Source organism: Sphingobacterium sp. NPDC055431 (assembly GCF_053644255.1).
This window is the reverse complement of record NZ_JBSHLH010000001.1, coordinates 177,253-193,259: the sequence shown is the minus strand read 5'-3', so window position 1 is coordinate 193,259 and position 16,007 is coordinate 177,253. Positions and strand designations below refer to the sequence as shown.

Here is a 16,007-nt window from a genome sequence, read left to right as displayed (position 1 = left end):
CCAGCCCGTTTCTTTTCATAGGAAGCTAATCTTAATCCTATTGAAATATTTGTGCTAATATTTTTACAAAATCTACCCTTGTTCGCGGTTTATAATTAATAAATTCGTGCACAATTAAAAAAAACACACAAATCATATGAATTGGAGTAAATCTATTCTAATTGCAGCAGCGTTCTTTGCTGCTACACAAGTACAAGCTCAAGACAATCTAATAAATGCCCTAAAAGGAAATGCAAGCGACAATAGCAAGGAAGGGTTTAAGTTCACAGAAGTCATCAACTTAGGAAGGACTTCTATTAAAGATCAGGGATCATCAGGGACCTGTTGGTCATACTCAGGAAACTCATTCCTAGAGTCAGAAATGATCCGTATGGGTAAAGACCCCGTTGAAATCTCCCAATTGTATACAGCACGCAATACATATGTTGAAAAAGCGAAGAACTTCGTTCGTCTACATGGTGAGCAAGCGCAAGGTGATGGTGGACAATTGCATGATGTATTGACGATCTTCAGAAAATACGGTGCTGTACCTTATGATGTATATACAGGATTGCCAGAGGGACAATCCAGAAACAATTTCAGTGAGATGAGTCCAATCTTGCAATCCATCACGGAGACAGTTGCAAAAAGCAAGAAACCTTCAAAAAACTGGATGAGCGCATTTACTGGTGCCATGGACTCTTACTTAGGGGAAGTTCCAGAATCATTCCAATACAAAGGAAAAACATATACGCCAAGAACATTTGCTGACCAAGTAATCGGCATCAATCCTGACGACTATGTAGGGATCTCTTCATTTGAGGAACATGCCTACTATAAACCGTTTGTCCTTTTGATTCCAGACAACTGGTCGTTTGAGAGTTTTTATAATGTGAAGATCAATGATCTAACAGATATCATCGACAAAGCCTTAGAAAAAGGATTCACTGTAGCTTGGGCTACGGATGTTTCTGAGAAAACATTCAGCTGGAAGAACGGGGTTGCTTTCGTACCGGAGAAACCGATCGAGAAAATGAGCAAAGAGGAAGTAGATCAATTGTTCAATGGTCCTAAAGCGGAACCAGCTATCACAGCAGACCAAAGACAAGAGGCTTTTGACAACTACGAAACGACTGATGACCACGGTATGCATATCGTAGGTAAAGTGAAGGATCAAAACGGAAAAGAATACTATATCGTGAAAAACTCATGGGGAGTTTCCAATGATTACCAAGGATACCTTTACGCAACTAAAGAATTTGTTCGCTACAAAACAATTTCTTTATTGGTTCATAAGAAAGCATTGGATAAAAACATGCAGAAACAATTAGGTATTTAATCTTAAATAAAATATCAAAAGTCCCGATAAAAATCGGGACTTTTTCATTTAAATAATTAACTTAGTTTTTACAATTCCACAATATGTAATAAACACTGATTATGAAAAAGTTAATATTATTGTTATTCACTCTTCCTTTTTTGGCAATCGGCCAAGAGAAAGGAATTTCCTTTGAGCACAACACGACTTGGGCCAAAGTGAAAGAAAAAGCCAAAGCAGAGAACAAGCATATATTTGTTGATGCCTTTACGACATGGTGTGGACCATGTAAATGGATGGCTGCCAATATCTTTCCTCAAGAAAAGGTAGGTTCCTTCTTTAATGAGAATTTTGTGAACCTGAAGATCCAAATGGATGAAACGCCAGCGGATAATGAGGATGTTAAATCATGGCGCGAAGAAGCGAAACGCTTTGCAAAAGATTATAAAGTTGCGGCATACCCTACCTTCCTGATCTTCAGTCCGGATGGCGAATTGGTACACCGCATTGTTGGTGGTGGTGAGGCAGACCAATTCATTGCAGCTGCAAAAGAAGGTCTAGATCCAAACACGCAATACGAAACATTGGTTAAGAAATTCAATGACCAACCCAATGATAAAGCTACCGCTAAATCAATGGCTACAGCAGCGGTAAAGGCCTATGACCGAGAATTGACCGCCAAAGCTGTTGAAAGTGTCATCAACAACTCTACAGCAGAGGAATTAATGGAAGACGATGTTCTGAAATTGATCAGCAAAAACGTGGGTAAACCAGGATCTAAAGCATTCAATACCCTTCTGGAAAACAAAGAGAAAGTTGATGCTAAATTAGGCGCTGGAAAAACAGACCAAATCCTTTCGGTATCCATTATCAATTCAGAGATAGCTCCAGTGGTAATGAAGTCTGAAACTGATATCTTTGATAAAACGGTAGAGGAAGTGAGCAAGAAGTATCCAACGATTTCTTTAACGAATTCTATTGCCAGCTTCAAACCTAACTACTATGCCAGACAGCAAAATTGGCCAGCATTCAGGGATGCTGTACAAGCCTATATCAACCTTGACCCTTCTAAAGTAAATGCATCACAATTGAATTCGTTTGCTTGGGCCATATTTGAGAACTGTGATGATCCTTCCTGTGTTGAATCGGCTTTAGCATGGAGCAAGAAATCCCTTGAAGAAGCAAATGACCCAGCATTAATGGATACTTATGCCAACCTATTGCACAAAGTAGGAAAAACGAAAGAAGCTATCGAATGGCAGGAGAAAGCTATTGCTGCAGTGGATGAAGGCAGTAAGGCTGAATACCAAGCAACCTTGGAGAAAATGAAAAAAGGTGAACCTACTTGGGTGAAATAATTCTGGTAAGAACACAGAGCATATACCCCTATCCAACTCATTATGAGTCGGAAGATATTTTAATTTAGAAAAAGAAGCTATCTAAAACAGATAGCTTCTTTTTTTGATATACGCATTTTTTGGGAATTTCAGCGAAATTCAAATGGCTAATATTTCTCTTTGATAAATAATCTTTCTAATTTTGTTGCATATCCTATTATTACCAAGATGCTATGAAATTTACACTTAACTTTAAGAATTCCCTGCTAATTATTCTCCCGTTATTATTTAGCTATTCCTGTACCAAGGATCCCATTGATCCAGATGTCAAGGAGGATCCAAACAAACCCATGATTTATAAGTTTGATCGATTTGAACTCGTCAATGCCAAATTGTATGTTGGGTCCAAGGAAGGGGCTGTAGATAAATCTGAAGGTTTCGATCCTAACACTTATTTTACGACCTCTTTTGGGAAAGAGAACAAGCTTTCCTATTTCAAATATGATTCATTGATGGTACGAAGAGATACATTGACTGAATTTCCCAATGAATATGAGAGTAATGTCTTTGGATTCAAAGTCGGTGAAAAGGACTCCTTATTCCGATGGAATATTTATGCTGATTTTTGGCAATACTACGGAACTTATCCAAGTACCAAGGAAGAAATCATTTATGAGAGCAATTATAGTCGCTTGATTAAAAAACGAAAAGAATCTTCTTTCTATCTAGATAATCGGAGTGAAGGACTCGTTTCTGACAAGGATTTCTTTTGGGGAAATACCTATCATTTCCCGAGTAAGGATGATATGACCGAAACTTCGGATACCCTTGCCTATGCCAATGTGAAGTACTATTATAAATTGATTAAAAAATAAGGTAACAACACCTAATAAAAAGAGGCTCGGAAAAAATTCCGAGCCTCTTTCATTTATTTAACTTCCTTATAGCCCTGCTTCATGTTCTGGAACATAAAGGACCATTTATCGGTCTGTTCAGCAATGACCATGGCAGTTGACTTACCTGCTCCATGGCCAGCTTTTGTATCAATCCTGATCAATACTGGATTGGATCCTTTGTTGTATTCTTGCAGTCTGGCTGCAAACTTGAAGGAATGTGCTGGAACAACACGGTCATCATGATCGGCTGTGGTAACCATCGTCGCTGGGTAGTCGGTACCTGCCTTTAAAGCGTGATATGGAGAATATTTCAACAGGTAATTGAACATTTCAGCATTATCATCAGCTGTTCCATAATCGAATGCCCAACCTGCACCGGCAGTAAATTTATGATAACGCAACATATCCAAAACGCCTACCGATGGAAATGCCACCTTGTAAAGCTCTGGTCTTTGGGTCATACATGCACCAACCAATAGACCTCCATTGGATCCTCCAGAGATCGCTAGTTTCTCCGAAGAGGTGTATTTTTCGTTGATCAAGTATTCTGCTGCAGCAATAAAATCATCAAAAACATTCTGTTTTTTGAGCTTCGTCCCTGCTAGGTGCCAATTCTCACCATATTCGCCACCACCACGAAGGTTAGCGACTGCATAGACGCCGCCTTGTTCCAATAGGATGACATTGCTCACACTGAAGGAAGGTGTCAAGGAGATATTAAAGCCCCCATAACCATATAACATGGTCGGATTAGTTCCATCCAATTTAATTCCTTTTTTATAGGTGATGATCATTGGGACTTTGGTTCCATCTTTGGACGTGTAAAACACCTGCTTGGATTCGTATTTGGCTGGGTCAAATTGGACCTCAGGTTTTTTGTAAATCTCTGATTTTCCCGATGCAATTTCGTATTTATAGATCGTACCTGGATTAACATAGTTCGTGAAAGAATAATAAAGATCGTTTTCTTCCTTCTTTGCACTAAATCCACCTGCAGAACCTACTCCTGGCAATTCAATATCATGTTCAAATTTACCGGCTCTATCGTATTGCTTCACCTGGGTCGTTGCATCTTTAAGGTAGCTGGCAAATATTTTACCCCCACCAATTGATGGACTCAAGACTTGATCCGTTTCAGCAATCAGGTCTTTCCAAGCCTCTGGGGTTGGAGTAGCGATATCTGTTTGCACAATGCGGCCATTCGGTGCATTTAATTCCGTATAGATCAACAGACGATCGCCATCATTGTCCAGGACATAGTGGTTTTTCTCCATATTGTTTACTACGGTGACAAACTGAGACTCAGGTTTTGAAAGGTCTTTGATATAGAGTTCGTTTCCTGAAGTTGAGTTGGCAGCCGTAACGACCAAAAAGCGTTCATCTTCCGTCAGGCCAGCGCCAATATACCTTCTCGGTGTTTTCGGTCCGCCAAAGACAAGCTCATCTGTGTTTTGAGGCGTGTTTAATTTGTGGAAGAACAACTTGTGTTGGTCTGTCATGGCAGATAATGCAGAGCCTTCTTTTGGTTTGTCATAAGAGCTATAGTAGATTCCTTCATTACCTTTCCAGGCCATTCCACTGAACTTTACATTCATCAGGGTATCTCCTACAATGGATTTGTCTTCCGCATTAAGGATAATGACCTTGGTCCAATCGGAACCTCCTTCAGAGATCTGATAAGAAACCAAAGACCCATCTTTACTAAAGGACAGTCCCGCTAATGAGGTTGTGCCATCTGATGAAAGTTTATTAGGATCCAAAAAGACCTCTTCCTTACCTTCATCACCTTTTTTGCGATATAACACACTTTGATTTTGCAACCCATCATTCTTGAAAAAATAGATATAGTCACCGGATCTGAAAGGTGCGGATACCTTTTCATAGTCCCAAAGGTGTTCTAGACGTTTTCTGATCTGTTCACGGAAAGGGATTTGGCTTAAGTAGTCTTCCGTTACCTCATTTTCTTCTTTCACCCAGTTTTTAGTTTCCTGGGAAAGATCATCTTCCAACCAACGGTATGGGTCTTCGACTTCAGTTCCAAAGAAAATGTCTTTTTGTTCTATTTTTTGGGTTTTGGGGTAGGGTTTCACGCTAATGTCTGCTTTTGATTCAATTACTTTTTCTTGTTGGCAAGCTGTCAATCCAACAGCAAGGATGCCAATACTTAAATATTTCATCATATTGATCGTACAATTAGTTCAGCACAAAACTAATGAAATAATTTGCAAGTCAAATCCTAATGAAATTTGCATACCCAGCGTGACGAGATTTTCATTGATTAAACAGTTAATAATATCAGTTTGGACAGCAAGGAAATCACGGTACTTGTTGTTCAAACTTTTTTCATTTCTCTCCCTTCCTACCATTCCCTTCATTATATTGGTTTTAATTCCATTAAACCAAATATTACCCTGTCTTGATAATCCGTAATTATTATGCTAGTTTTGACCTGAATGAGCCCAGGCAATAAAATATATTTTGCATCAGATTTCCACTTAGGTTCCTATCCGATGGATCAATCCAAGGTTAGGGAACAGCATATTATTTCATGGCTGGACTACATCAAGACCGACGCTGCAGAGCTCTATTTAGTTGGGGACATCTTTGACTTTTGGTTTGAATACAGCACGGTTGTACCAAAAGGCTATATCCGATTTTTGGGGAAATTGGCTGAATTAGCTGATCTGGGGATCAAAATCACGCTATTTAAGGGCAACCACGATATGTGGATGTTCGGATACCTGAAAGATGAACTGAAAGCGGAAATCATATCCAATGAGAAAGTCATCAACCTCAATGGAAAATCCGTTTATATCCACCACGGCGACGGATTGGGCCCTGGTGATTCGAAATACAAATTTCTCAAGAAAATATTCCGCAGCTCACTCTGCCAATGGTTGTTTGCCCGGCTACACCCTAATCTCGGGATCGGGATTGCACAGCGCTGGTCCAAACATAGCCGCATATCCAATAATGCCGAAGAAAGGTTCCTTGGAGAAGAGAATGAGTGGCTGATTGTTTATGCCAAGGAAATCCTCGAGAAACAGCATTATGACTTATTCATTTTTGGACATCGTCATCTACCCTATGATATTCAATTGAAAAACAGTAGCCGAATCATTAACCTAGGCGAATGGATCAACTACCATACTTATGCTGTTTGGGACGGGCAAGAAATTAAACTTGAAAAATGGAATTCAGAGAAATAGCAAACTCGATCTACCCGATGAATGATGAACAGTTTTCCTTATTGGAAGGCATCTGTGAACTGATTGAAGTCCCCAAGAACAGCACCGTAATCTATGCTGATAAAACCAGTCCCTTTCTGTATTTCCAGAAAGAAGGGATATGTAGGATCTATTATCACAAAATAGAAAAGGAAATCATCCTTGGTTTTACCTTTCCTGGTGAAGTCCTGATGTCCTTGAATAGCTATATCCATCAGCAACCCGGCTATGAGACCATACAAACATTAGAAAAATCCCAATTATACCGTCTCTCCATTCAAAAGCTACAGGATCTTTACCAAAACCATACCTCCATTAGCAATTGGGGCCGCCGCTTAGCCGAGCTTGAAGCCTTAAAAATTGAAGAAAGGTTGATGCTCCGCCTTTTCAGATCTTCGTATGAGAGTTACGAGGAACTCTTAAAAAAGGCTCCAAACATCACTAACCGGATCAAATTAGGCTATATTGCTTCCTATCTAGGCATCTCCCAAGTTACATTGAGCCGTATACGCGGTATAAAAAGATAAAAATTTAACAATTGTAAAAAGAAATGGCTAAATTAAAATAGACCTTTGCGCCATTAAAAAAATACAGCAATGAATTGGATAATATTAATAATTGGTGGTTTATTTGAAGTCGCCTTCACCTATTGTATCGGCCGCGCCAAAGATGCTACTGGAACTGAAATGTACCTTTGGTACCTAGGCTTTCTGATCAGTGTAACTATCAGTATGGGTTTATTGATCAAAGCAACCAGTACCCTTCCTTTAGGAACTGCCTATGCGGTATGGTCCGGAATCGGTGCTGTAGGTACCGTTTTAATGGGTATTTTCTTCTTTAAAGAACCTACAGATTTCTGGCGCATCTTCTTTATTATCACTTTAATCGGGTCAATTGTTGGGCTAAAAGCAGTTTCTTCGCATTAGTATCTTTAAAAGCGCATAAAAATCTTTATTTTTGTCGATTAATTACCGTGTATGGTCTTCAAACGCCCTGCGGTAAAGCAAGATGTAATTTATGTTAGAGAAACTACAAGCCATAAAAGAGCGCTGGGAAGAAGTTGAAAGAGAGTTAAGCAATCCCGATACCATCAGCGACATGAAGCGCTTTGCAAAGTTGAACAAGGAATACAAAGACTTGGGCAAAATTGTTGAGCAATACCATATTTACAAAAATATGGTCAGCAATATCGACACCAACAAAGATATCCTAGCCAACGAGAAAGATCAGGAATTGAGAGAGATGGCCAAAGAGGAACTGGATATCTTATATACGGAGAAAGAGGAAAAAGAAGAGGAAATCCGCTTAATGTTGATCCCTAAGGATCCAGAGGATGCTAAAAACGCCATCATCGAGATCCGTGGCGGTACTGGCGGTGATGAGGCTGCATTGTTTGCAGGAGACCTTTACCGTATGTACACTCGTTTCTTTGAAACCAAAGGTTGGAGAAACGAAGTAATGGATGTGACGGAAGGAACTTCCGGTGGTTACAAAGAGGTTATCTTAAAAGTAATCGGCGAGGATGTCTACGGACAATTGAAATATGAATCAGGTGTTCACCGTGTTCAACGTGTTCCAGACACAGAAACTCAGGGTCGTGTGCATACTTCCGCAGCTTCGGTAGCCGTATTACCAGAAGCAGAAGAGGTCGACGTGGAATTGAATCCAGGCGATATCGAAATGCAGACATCAAGATCAGGAGGTGCTGGTGGACAGAACGTGAACAAGGTAGAGACCAAAGTTCAGTTGACACACAAACCATCGGGTATCGTAGTTGTTTGTCAGGTAGAGCGTTCGCAGTTAGCAAACCGTGAATTAGCCATGGAGATGCTACGTAACAAGCTTTATGAACTAGAAGTACAGAAGAAACACGGGGATATAGCGGCAAAACGTAAAACCATGGTATCCACTGGTGACCGTTCGGCAAAGATCCGTACATACAACTATCCACAAGGCCGTGTAACGGAACACCGCATCGGATTGACGATGTACAACCTGCCGGCAATTATGGACGGTGATATTCAAGACATTATAGATGCATTGCAGTTTGCTGAGAATGCAGAAAAGATGAAAGAAGGCGCCGTAGAGTAAGATTTTTCAAAAATTTATTAGCAGATATAGAAATAAACACTATATTTGCACACCTTCTGAAAAGAAGGAAAAAGGTCTGGTAGTTCAGCTGGTTAGAATACATGCCTGTCACGCATGGGGTCGCGGGTTCGAGTCCCGTCCAGACCGCAAACAAAAAGAGAAGCGAAGCTTCAAAGAGTTCTTTTTTTAATTTTAAGAGATTTTAGGTCTGGTAGTTCAGCTGGTTAGAATACATGCCTGTCACGCATGGGGTCGCGGGTTCGAGTCCCGTCCAGACCGCTAAAATTAAAATGAAGCTAGTCTTTCATTTGTTCTTTTTAAGTTTATTTTTTTGGTCTGGTAGTTCAGCTGGTTAGAATACATGCCTGTCACGCATGGGGTCGCGGGTTCGAGTCCCGTCCAGACCGCCAAAAAAATCAAAAGGTATCATGAAATCCATGATACCTTTTTTGTTTTATGCCAATTCCTTTTCTAACCCCCATGTAATTCATACTGCAAAGCTCCCGAAGGACAGCGATCAATCTGATTGATCAGCTCCTGCGTACTTGCATGTTCAGGCTTCACCCAGGGACGGTCCCCCGGATCATACACCCGGGGCAACATATTGATACATACCGCCGAATGAATACATTTCTTAGGCCGCCAAAGCACCGTTATCTCTCCATTAGGATGCTTATAGCGAATAATTTTTTCTTCCATGATCTTCTTTCTCCTATTTTAATGAGTAACAAGCTACAAAACCTTTTGTTTATAAAAATCATCCTTGAAGATGGAAAGAAATTACCTCATTCGATTTCAGCGTGAGCAAATTGAACCTTAAAGGACATGAATAGAAACTTATTGAAATATTTGTTTATTTTTAATCTAAATTATAACCTTAATCTTATGGAAAATCCACAAACTCCGATTGAAAGTGGCGGTAACAACATCATCAATGATGGTAAAAACATTGCCATAATTGCCTATTTAACAATCATTGGTCTTATAATTGCCTTTGTATTGAACAATGAAAAACGGAATGATTTCGCAACATACCATATCCGTCAATCATTGGGCATATTTTTGACATTATTCGTTTCCGGTGTAATGAGCTATATTCCATTTATAGGATGGATTATATCAGCCATAACGGCGTTATTGATGATTATCTTATGGATTATCGGGATTATCAATGCAGCCAATGGCAACAAGAAACCGGTTCCTTTGTTGGGTGAGTATTACAACAATCTATTTGCGGGGATTTAAGCCCCATGAACCAAATAAATGAAAGACACCCCCGACAGGCAGGTGTCTTTTAGTTTGTCATTCCTTCAAATTTTTAAAAAATGTCAATAGATTATAAATTGGATTGATATTCCATAAAAATTCTCTTACGTTTGGAAACGAAATCACAAATAATAAAATTTTTAACAAATCTTGGGTTACTATTTGAAAATTAGGGTATTAATAAGTGAGTAAAATAAGACAAATATTACCAAAGACCCGTGAGGACAAGGAATTGCTGGAAGGTTTACGAAAAGGAGACAACTCAGTAATTTCAGAAATCTATAAAACCTGCTATCCTTCCGTATCCCACCTTATTACCGGAAACAAAGGAACGGAGGATGAAGCCAAAGATATTTTTCAGGAAGCGGTCATGGTATTGTACGATAAAGTTACTCATGAGAATTTCGAGCTCAGCAGTAAGTTAAGTACGTTCCTATATGCAGTATGTAGGAGATTGTGGTTAAAGCAACTGAACAAAAGGGAAAACAGCATGGGCACTTCTGACTCCGACGGATTAGAAATTGCCGATGTGGAAAGCGACATCCAGAGCCATATCGAGAAAGAAAATGACTTCTCCAAAATGGACAGCGCAATGAGCCAACTGGGTGAACCCTGCCAAACGATCTTAAAGGATTTCTACATCAGGAACAAGTCCATGAACGAAATCTGCGAAAAGTTTGGATACACCAATACTGACAACGCGAAAACTCAGAAATATAAATGTTTACAACGATTGAAGAAGCTTTTCTTTGATCAAAAATCTGATTAGTAAAAGTTGAAATGAGACAGCAAGAATTTTTAGAATTGGCAGACCGCTACCTCAACGGCCAGATGGATCCTAAAGAAAAGGAATCATTTGAACTGTTGTGCGATCAAGACCCAGATTTGAATGCGCTTTTTCTATCGCATGCAGAATTCGTGCAAACCATGAAGCGCCATGAAGCGCGTGCAGAGTTTAAAAGTCAATTGGAAAAAACCATCCAGGAACAGCCTAACGAAACTATTGTGGTTCGTTTGTGGAAGAAATTAAAGATCAATGCCGTGGCAGCAGCTGCTGTCGCCGTTCTTTCTTCTTTAGCTACGCTGTATTCAACCGGATACTTCTCTACGCTGCGTAGAGCCAACTCGGACTATAGCGCCCTTAAAAGAGAGATAAATAGCGTTAAACGCAACGTCAATGCTCACCACAATGCCATCAGGAACATCAACAAGGAAAGCAATGCTCCACAGGATGCCCTTCAATATGGTGCAACTGGATTTATGCTGACCAAAGATGGCTACGTAGTAACAAATTTTCACGTCGTGAGTGGAGCTGACTCCATCCACCTACAAAACAATAAAGGCGATTCTTATAAGGCTTCCATAATCTTCGTGGATTCTGAGAAGGACTTAGCTATCCTGCATATTTCAGACTCAAACTTTATCGCTCAATCGGCAAATATCCCATATACGTTCAGAAGACAGAACACCGATCTTGGTGAAGGTATCTACACCATCGGTTATCCACGGGATGAAGCTGTATATGGCGAAGGCTACTTGAGTTCCTCAACAGGTTACAGCGGTGATACCACAGCTTATCAAATCTCTGTACCCGTAAACCCGGGTAACAGTGGGGGCCCAGTCCTTGATAAGAACGGAAATATCATCGGTATTATCTCCGGTAAACAAAAAGGTCTCGATGGAGCAGCTTTTGCGATCAAGACCAAAGCACTGATCGAAACATTGAACCGTATCCCAGAAGAATCCCTGAAAGGGAACATCGTTCTGAACAATAAAAATAGCCTATCAAATTTACCTCGTACCGAGCAGATCAAAAAGTTGCAAGACTTTATCTACATGGTCAAGGTCTATTAAAAATAAATTGGACTTTTGTATGAAGCAAGGTGTTACAAACATGTAGCACCTTGTCTGTTTTTATACCTACCCTACCCATCAAAAATTATATCACTTTGATTTTAAATATCTTATTCATTATATTTAATAAAAAAACAAAGTGAATATGCGGACCTTTTGGACCTATTTTTTCATCTTTCTAGCATTGGCAATCTTTGTACAGGTTTTTCAATTCTTGTCATCACACAGCGCTTTTGAGCTCGACTATGGAGCTATCTTAAAGCAACTATGCCTCGTGACCCTTATTGCTCTGATCACTTCGTATATCGTACCTAGAAAAAAGAAAAATCCATTTAAAGAAAAAGCCAACTAACTAGAGTTGGCCTTATACATTATCCTGTCCAGATATACCGGATGGGCTTATTTGTTTGGTTGCGGAGTCGTCCTCAAGTAAGGTTTGATCTCCTTATATCCTTTCGGGAACTTCGCTGGAATATCCTCAGTCTTGATCGCTGGAACAACGATTACATCCTCACCATCTTTCCAATCCGCTGGAGTTGCCACCTGATAGTCTGCAGTAAGCTGCAAGGAATCAATCACGCGCAAGATCTCATCAAAATTCCTTCCTGTTGAAGCTGGGTAAGTCAAGGTAAGTTTTACCTTCTTGTCTGGCCCAATTACAAATACCGAACGCACTGTAGCTGTCGCAGAAGCATTTGGATGGATCATATCGTACAACTCGGCCACATGTCTGTCCTCATCTGCGATGATAGGAAAATTAACCTGGGTATTCTGTGTTTCATTGATATCCTTTACCCAACCATTGTGGTCCTCAACGGAGTCAACGCTCAATGCCAACACTTTTACATTACGCTTGTCGAACTCGGATTTCAATTTTGCGGTACGACCTAATTCTGTGGTACATACCGGTGTATAATCTGAAGGGTGTGAATACAGGACAGCCCATTTGCCGTCTATATAATCATAGAAATTTATATCACCCTCTGTTGTTTTGGCTTGAAAGTTTGGTGCATCATCACCTAATCTTAAACTCATATCTATTAATGTTTATAATGAACGAAATTGTTTACTCTATCAATATAGTAGATTTTATTGTAAATCGCAATACAGCGGTCTGATTTCAGATTTTTCTTACAATCATTTTACTTTTATGGCTCACAACTAAATAACACTCAAGGCAGAACAAAGGTTTATCAGGATAAAAATATTTTTCATCCACACAGATAATATTTTAGTTTTTATTATGCTTGCATAATAAAATATAATTATATTTGAGATAACCTTATAAGCAAAGAGATGAATTTCGAACTATCAGAAGAACATAAAATGATCCGCGAAGCTGCCCGAGAATTTGCTCAGGAGCTTAAACCCGGCGTAATTGAAAGGGATGAACTGGCCAAGTTCCCGACCGAGTTTGTCAAAAAAATGGGCGAACTAGGTTTTATGGGCATCATGACGCCAGAACAATATGGCGGTGCAGGCATGGATACGCTCGCTTATGTACTCGCTCTGGAAGAGATCGCCAAGATAGATGCCTCTGCGGCAGTGATCATGTCGGCCCACAATTCCCTGGTCCTATTCGGATTGAATGAATTTGGAACCGAGGAACAAAAGCAGAAATACCTAAAACCCTTGGCTTCCGGAGAAAAACTGGGCGCCTTTGCGCTATCCGAACCAGAGGCAGGCTCTGATGCCTCCTCTCAACATACCATGGCTGAAGATAAAGGTGACCATTACTTACTGAACGGTACAAAAAACTGGATTACCAATGGTGGTAATGCAGATATCTATATTGTTATTGCCCAAACCCACCCTGAATTAGGGCATCGTGGGATCAATGCACTCATTGTCGAAAAAGGCACTCCTGGATTTAGCATTGGCCCAAAAGAAAATAAATTGGGAATCCGCAGCTCGGATACCCATTCCCTAATGTTCTCCGATGTCAAGGTTCCAAAGGAGAACCGGATCGGTGAGGATGGATTCGGATTCAAGTTTGCCATGAAAACCTTGGATGGAGGCCGGATCGGTATTGCTGCACAGGCCTTAGGCATTGCTGCTGGGGCGTATGACCTTGCATTGGCCTATTCTAAGGAAAGAAAGACCTTCGGCAAACCTATTTCAGACCATCAAGCTATTCAGTTCAAATTAGCGGATATGGAAGTAGATATTGAAGCAGCAAGGTTACTGACCTATAAAGCTGCCTGGACCAAGGATCAAGGTCTTCCTTACGGAAAGATCGCTGCCATGGCGAAATTGAACACTTCCGAAGTGGCCATGAAGCATACCGTGGAAGCTGTACAGATCCATGGTGGTTATGGCTATGTAAAAGAGTACCATGTAGAGCGATTGATGCGAGATGCCAAGATTACACAGATCTATGAAGGAACCTCTGAAATTCAGCGCTTGGTCATCGCAAGAGAGGTATTGAGATAAGAAACAGGTATAATTATTAATAAATCAAAGTGTAACTAAGAAAAGAAAGCCAGGCAAATTGCCTGGCTTCTTTTATGAATGGAATTCAATGATTCACATCTAGTACTACAATGGGTTCTGAACCACTACACCTAAGGTTCTATCAATTTCACCTTGAGGGATCAAGAACTCCCAACGTTTATCTCCTGCAGGAATTGAAAACTCCACGGCAAGGGAAGCAATGTGATTTGCTCCATTTCTATCCAAAGGAAGGTTCAATCTCTTCAAATCGTAGAACCTGAAGCCTTCACCCCATAACTCAACTCTTCTTTGGGTCAAGATCTCTTCGATCAGGCTTGCTCCTGTATTGGTAGAAAGAACATAATCAGGGTCCCTGTTTTCAGCAAGTTCCAACAGCACATCTTTCGCAGCAGCTTCTGATCCTGATCTTGCCAAAGCTTCAGCTTCGATCAAGTACATTTCCGCAGCACGCATAAACATCAAGTCACCATTACTATTTCCAGGGTTTGTCAACGTGAATTTTCTGGTCATATATGGCATACGAACACCACTTGCTGCAACTGGAAATGTTTTATCCGCTCCAGTTGGATCCCAAACACGCTTGCGAACGTCAGTATCTGAAATCTTATCATACAACAACGAGTTAATCGCCTTAGGGTTACCACGGGTGTTGGTAGAACTGAAGTTACCTACATAAGCATAGAACGAATAAAAATAGGTTGGTTGGTCTTCTCTATGACGGATACCCCAAATCCACTCTGGATTGGCAGATGTTGTAAACGAGCCAATATATTGAGCGTTGGTCATCAGGTCATAATCAGCACGAGCTTCTTTGGCAAATTTTGCCGCAGTTACATAATCTTGTTGAGTCAAAGCAACACGAGCTTTCAGACCTTTTGCAACATCGATATTCAAATGTGATACATCAGGTCTGCCTGACGCATTTGCAAATAATGCAATCGCATCATCTAGGTCTTTATTGATCTGTGTATAAACTTCCTCAACGGTATTGCGTTCAACAGCTGTAGTAGATTTATCCAAGATAATGGAAACACCTAAACCTGAGTTATTCCCACCTTTTACATAGCGTTTACCAAATAGTTGAATCATTTGATAGTAGCCCCATGCCCTGTATGACAAGGCCTGTCCTTTGATGAAGTTTTTATCTTCTTCAGGACCTGCTGCGCCATCGATATTATTGATGATCTGGTTCGCGTTTCCAATCAAGGCATAGTAAAAACCATAGTTATACTGGTTGATCGATGAGTTGGCATCTCTATGGCTGATCCATTTGTATTCACTATTGAACCAACCATTGGCTGCGCCGGTCATGACAAAGTCGTCACCAAGCACTTCCATATAAATCATGTTACCGCTCTGTCCACCCGCAGCTTGGTTACTATACCACTGCGAGTACATTAGACGGTGCATACCATTGATCGCTGAATATGCATTCTCTGTCGATGCAAATACGACTTCTGTATTGATTTTATCACTAGGGTCTTTTTGCAGAGCCTCCTTTTTACATCCCGAAAGGAAGAGTACAGCAGTCAATACTGTTCCTAGAATAGGGTATTGTAATTTTCTATTAAATATTTTCATTGTC

Annotated in this window: 15 protein-coding genes and 3 tRNA genes; 14 read left to right on the top strand and 4 right to left on the bottom strand. The window is 40.3% G+C overall.

Features of this window, described 5'->3' with window-relative positions; all coding sequences use genetic code 11:
* The first annotated feature begins 136 nt into the window (after positions 1–136).
* From ACWIB3_RS00860 to ACWIB3_RS00850, 3 genes are all read left to right on the top strand, one after another.
* Positions 137–1,318, top strand: coding sequence for a C1 family peptidase (locus tag ACWIB3_RS00860; protein ID WP_185211366.1), 1,182 nt, complete (start codon positions 137–139; stop codon positions 1,316–1,318).
* 101 nt (positions 1,319–1,419) lie between these two features.
* Positions 1,420–2,655, top strand: a complete 1,236-nt coding sequence (locus tag ACWIB3_RS00855) for a thioredoxin fold domain-containing protein (RefSeq protein WP_454290658.1) — start codon at positions 1,420–1,422, stop codon at positions 2,653–2,655.
* Positions 2,656–2,867: 212 nt separating this feature from the next.
* Entirely contained in the window at positions 2,868–3,509 is a 642-nt protein-coding gene (locus ACWIB3_RS00850) for a hypothetical protein (RefSeq protein ID WP_454290657.1), read from the top strand.
* A gap of 53 nt (positions 3,510–3,562) precedes the next feature.
* Here the strand turns inward: ACWIB3_RS00850 and ACWIB3_RS00845 are convergent, their stop codons facing one another.
* Positions 3,563–5,710 carry a prolyl oligopeptidase family serine peptidase gene (locus ACWIB3_RS00845; protein WP_454290656.1) on the bottom strand — a complete coding sequence of 716 codons (2,148 nt, stop codon included), beginning with the start codon at positions 5,708–5,710 and terminating at the stop codon, positions 3,563–3,565.
* Between the two features lie 273 nt (positions 5,711–5,983).
* On the opposite strand from ACWIB3_RS00845, the gene ACWIB3_RS00840 reads away from it, so the two are divergent.
* The 7 genes from ACWIB3_RS00840 (at position 5,984) to ACWIB3_RS00810 (ending at position 9,258) form a co-directional block, all read left to right on the top strand.
* Complete coding sequence (locus ACWIB3_RS00840; protein ID WP_254526575.1) at positions 5,984–6,739, top strand: UDP-2,3-diacylglucosamine diphosphatase; 756 nt, start codon at positions 5,984–5,986, stop codon at positions 6,737–6,739.
* Positions 6,721–7,284: a Crp/Fnr family transcriptional regulator gene (locus ACWIB3_RS00835; RefSeq protein WP_185211370.1), complete on the top strand. Its 564-nt coding sequence runs from the start codon at positions 6,721–6,723 to the stop codon at positions 7,282–7,284. The genes ACWIB3_RS00840 and ACWIB3_RS00835 overlap by 19 nt, the downstream gene beginning before the upstream one ends.
* A 69-nt stretch (positions 7,285–7,353) precedes the next feature.
* On the top strand, positions 7,354–7,683 hold the full coding sequence (locus tag ACWIB3_RS00830) for a DMT family transporter (protein WP_185211371.1): 330 nt from the start codon (positions 7,354–7,356) through the stop codon (positions 7,681–7,683).
* A gap of 91 nt (positions 7,684–7,774) precedes the next feature.
* Positions 7,775–8,848 (top strand): peptide chain release factor 1, encoded by a 1,074-nt coding sequence (gene prfA, locus ACWIB3_RS00825; protein ID WP_093100683.1) that lies wholly within the window; start codon positions 7,775–7,777, stop codon positions 8,846–8,848.
* A 73-nt stretch (positions 8,849–8,921) separates the two neighbouring features.
* Positions 8,922–8,995: transfer RNA gene (locus tag ACWIB3_RS00820), tRNA-Asp, on the top strand.
* A 58-nt stretch (positions 8,996–9,053) separates the two neighbouring features.
* Positions 9,054–9,127, top strand: a tRNA-Asp gene (locus ACWIB3_RS00815).
* A 54-nt stretch (positions 9,128–9,181) separates the two neighbouring features.
* Positions 9,182–9,258 (top strand) — tRNA-Asp (locus tag ACWIB3_RS00810).
* 61 nt (positions 9,259–9,319) lie between these two features.
* Here the strand turns inward: ACWIB3_RS00810 and ACWIB3_RS00805 are convergent.
* Positions 9,320–9,547 (bottom strand): (4Fe-4S)-binding protein, encoded by a 228-nt coding sequence (locus ACWIB3_RS00805; protein WP_185211372.1) that lies wholly within the window; start codon positions 9,545–9,547, stop codon positions 9,320–9,322.
* Between the two features lie 186 nt (positions 9,548–9,733).
* On the opposite strand from ACWIB3_RS00805, the gene ACWIB3_RS00800 reads away from it, so the two are divergent.
* The 3 genes from ACWIB3_RS00800 (at position 9,734) to ACWIB3_RS00790 (ending at position 11,968) form a co-directional block, all read left to right on the top strand.
* Positions 9,734–10,093, top strand: a complete 360-nt coding sequence (locus tag ACWIB3_RS00800) for a DUF4870 domain-containing protein (protein WP_185211373.1) — start codon at positions 9,734–9,736, stop codon at positions 10,091–10,093.
* Positions 10,094–10,298: 205 nt separating this feature from the next.
* On the top strand, positions 10,299–10,883 hold the full coding sequence (locus ACWIB3_RS00795; RefSeq protein WP_185211374.1) for an RNA polymerase sigma factor: 585 nt from the start codon (positions 10,299–10,301) through the stop codon (positions 10,881–10,883).
* A gap of 11 nt (positions 10,884–10,894) precedes the next feature.
* The gene (locus tag ACWIB3_RS00790) at positions 10,895–11,968 is read left to right on the top strand and encodes a S1C family serine protease (protein WP_185215857.1); all 1,074 of its coding nucleotides are present in this window, start codon (positions 10,895–10,897) and stop codon (positions 11,966–11,968) included.
* A 399-nt stretch (positions 11,969–12,367) separates the two neighbouring features.
* On the opposite strand, the gene ACWIB3_RS00785 is transcribed toward ACWIB3_RS00790, so the two are convergent.
* Positions 12,368–13,003 (bottom strand): peroxiredoxin, encoded by a 636-nt coding sequence (locus tag ACWIB3_RS00785; RefSeq protein ID WP_185211376.1) that lies wholly within the window; start codon positions 13,001–13,003, stop codon positions 12,368–12,370.
* Positions 13,004–13,264: 261 nt separating this feature from the next.
* Between ACWIB3_RS00785 and ACWIB3_RS00780 the strand changes: the two genes are divergently transcribed.
* Positions 13,265–14,401, top strand: coding sequence for an acyl-CoA dehydrogenase (locus ACWIB3_RS00780; protein ID WP_454290655.1), 1,137 nt, complete (start codon positions 13,265–13,267; stop codon positions 14,399–14,401).
* Positions 14,402–14,506: 105 nt separating this feature from the next.
* Here the strand turns inward: ACWIB3_RS00780 and ACWIB3_RS00775 are convergent, their stop codons facing one another.
* Entirely contained in the window at positions 14,507–16,003 is a 1,497-nt protein-coding gene (locus ACWIB3_RS00775; protein WP_454290654.1) for a RagB/SusD family nutrient uptake outer membrane protein, read from the bottom strand.
* Between the last annotated feature and the right edge of the window lie 4 nt (positions 16,004–16,007).

Bases quoted from the DNA above. Each gene is read 5' to 3' on its own strand.
- ACWIB3_RS00840 (WP_254526575.1), top strand. From the start codon at position 5,984: ATGAGCCCAGGCAATAAAATATATTTTGCATCAGATTTCCACTTAGGT.
- ACWIB3_RS00800 (WP_185211373.1), top strand. From the start codon at position 9,734: ATGGAAAATCCACAAACTCCGATTGAAAGTGGCGGTAACAACATCATC.
- ACWIB3_RS00780 (WP_454290655.1), top strand. From the start codon at position 13,265: ATGAATTTCGAACTATCAGAAGAACATAAAATGATCCGCGAAGCTGCC.
- ACWIB3_RS00850 (WP_454290657.1), top strand. From the start codon at position 2,868: ATGAAATTTACACTTAACTTTAAGAATTCCCTGCTAATTATTCTCCCG.
- ACWIB3_RS00845 (WP_454290656.1), bottom strand. From the start codon at position 5,710: ATGATGAAATATTTAAGTATTGGCATCCTTGCTGTTGGATTGACAGCT.
- ACWIB3_RS00785 (WP_185211376.1), bottom strand. From the start codon at position 13,003: ATGAGTTTAAGATTAGGTGATGATGCACCAAACTTTCAAGCCAAAACA.
- ACWIB3_RS00855 (WP_454290658.1), top strand. From the start codon at position 1,420: ATGAAAAAGTTAATATTATTGTTATTCACTCTTCCTTTTTTGGCAATC.
- ACWIB3_RS00775 (WP_454290654.1), bottom strand. From the start codon at position 16,003: ATGAAAATATTTAATAGAAAATTACAATACCCTATTCTAGGAACAGTA.
- ACWIB3_RS00835 (WP_185211370.1), top strand. From the start codon at position 6,721: ATGGAATTCAGAGAAATAGCAAACTCGATCTACCCGATGAATGATGAA.
- prfA (WP_093100683.1), top strand. From the start codon at position 7,775: ATGTTAGAGAAACTACAAGCCATAAAAGAGCGCTGGGAAGAAGTTGAA.
- ACWIB3_RS00860 (WP_185211366.1), top strand. From the start codon at position 137: ATGAATTGGAGTAAATCTATTCTAATTGCAGCAGCGTTCTTTGCTGCT.
- ACWIB3_RS00830 (WP_185211371.1), top strand. From the start codon at position 7,354: ATGAATTGGATAATATTAATAATTGGTGGTTTATTTGAAGTCGCCTTC.
- ACWIB3_RS00805 (WP_185211372.1), bottom strand. From the start codon at position 9,547: ATGGAAGAAAAAATTATTCGCTATAAGCATCCTAATGGAGAGATAACG.
- ACWIB3_RS00790 (WP_185215857.1), top strand. From the start codon at position 10,895: ATGAGACAGCAAGAATTTTTAGAATTGGCAGACCGCTACCTCAACGGC.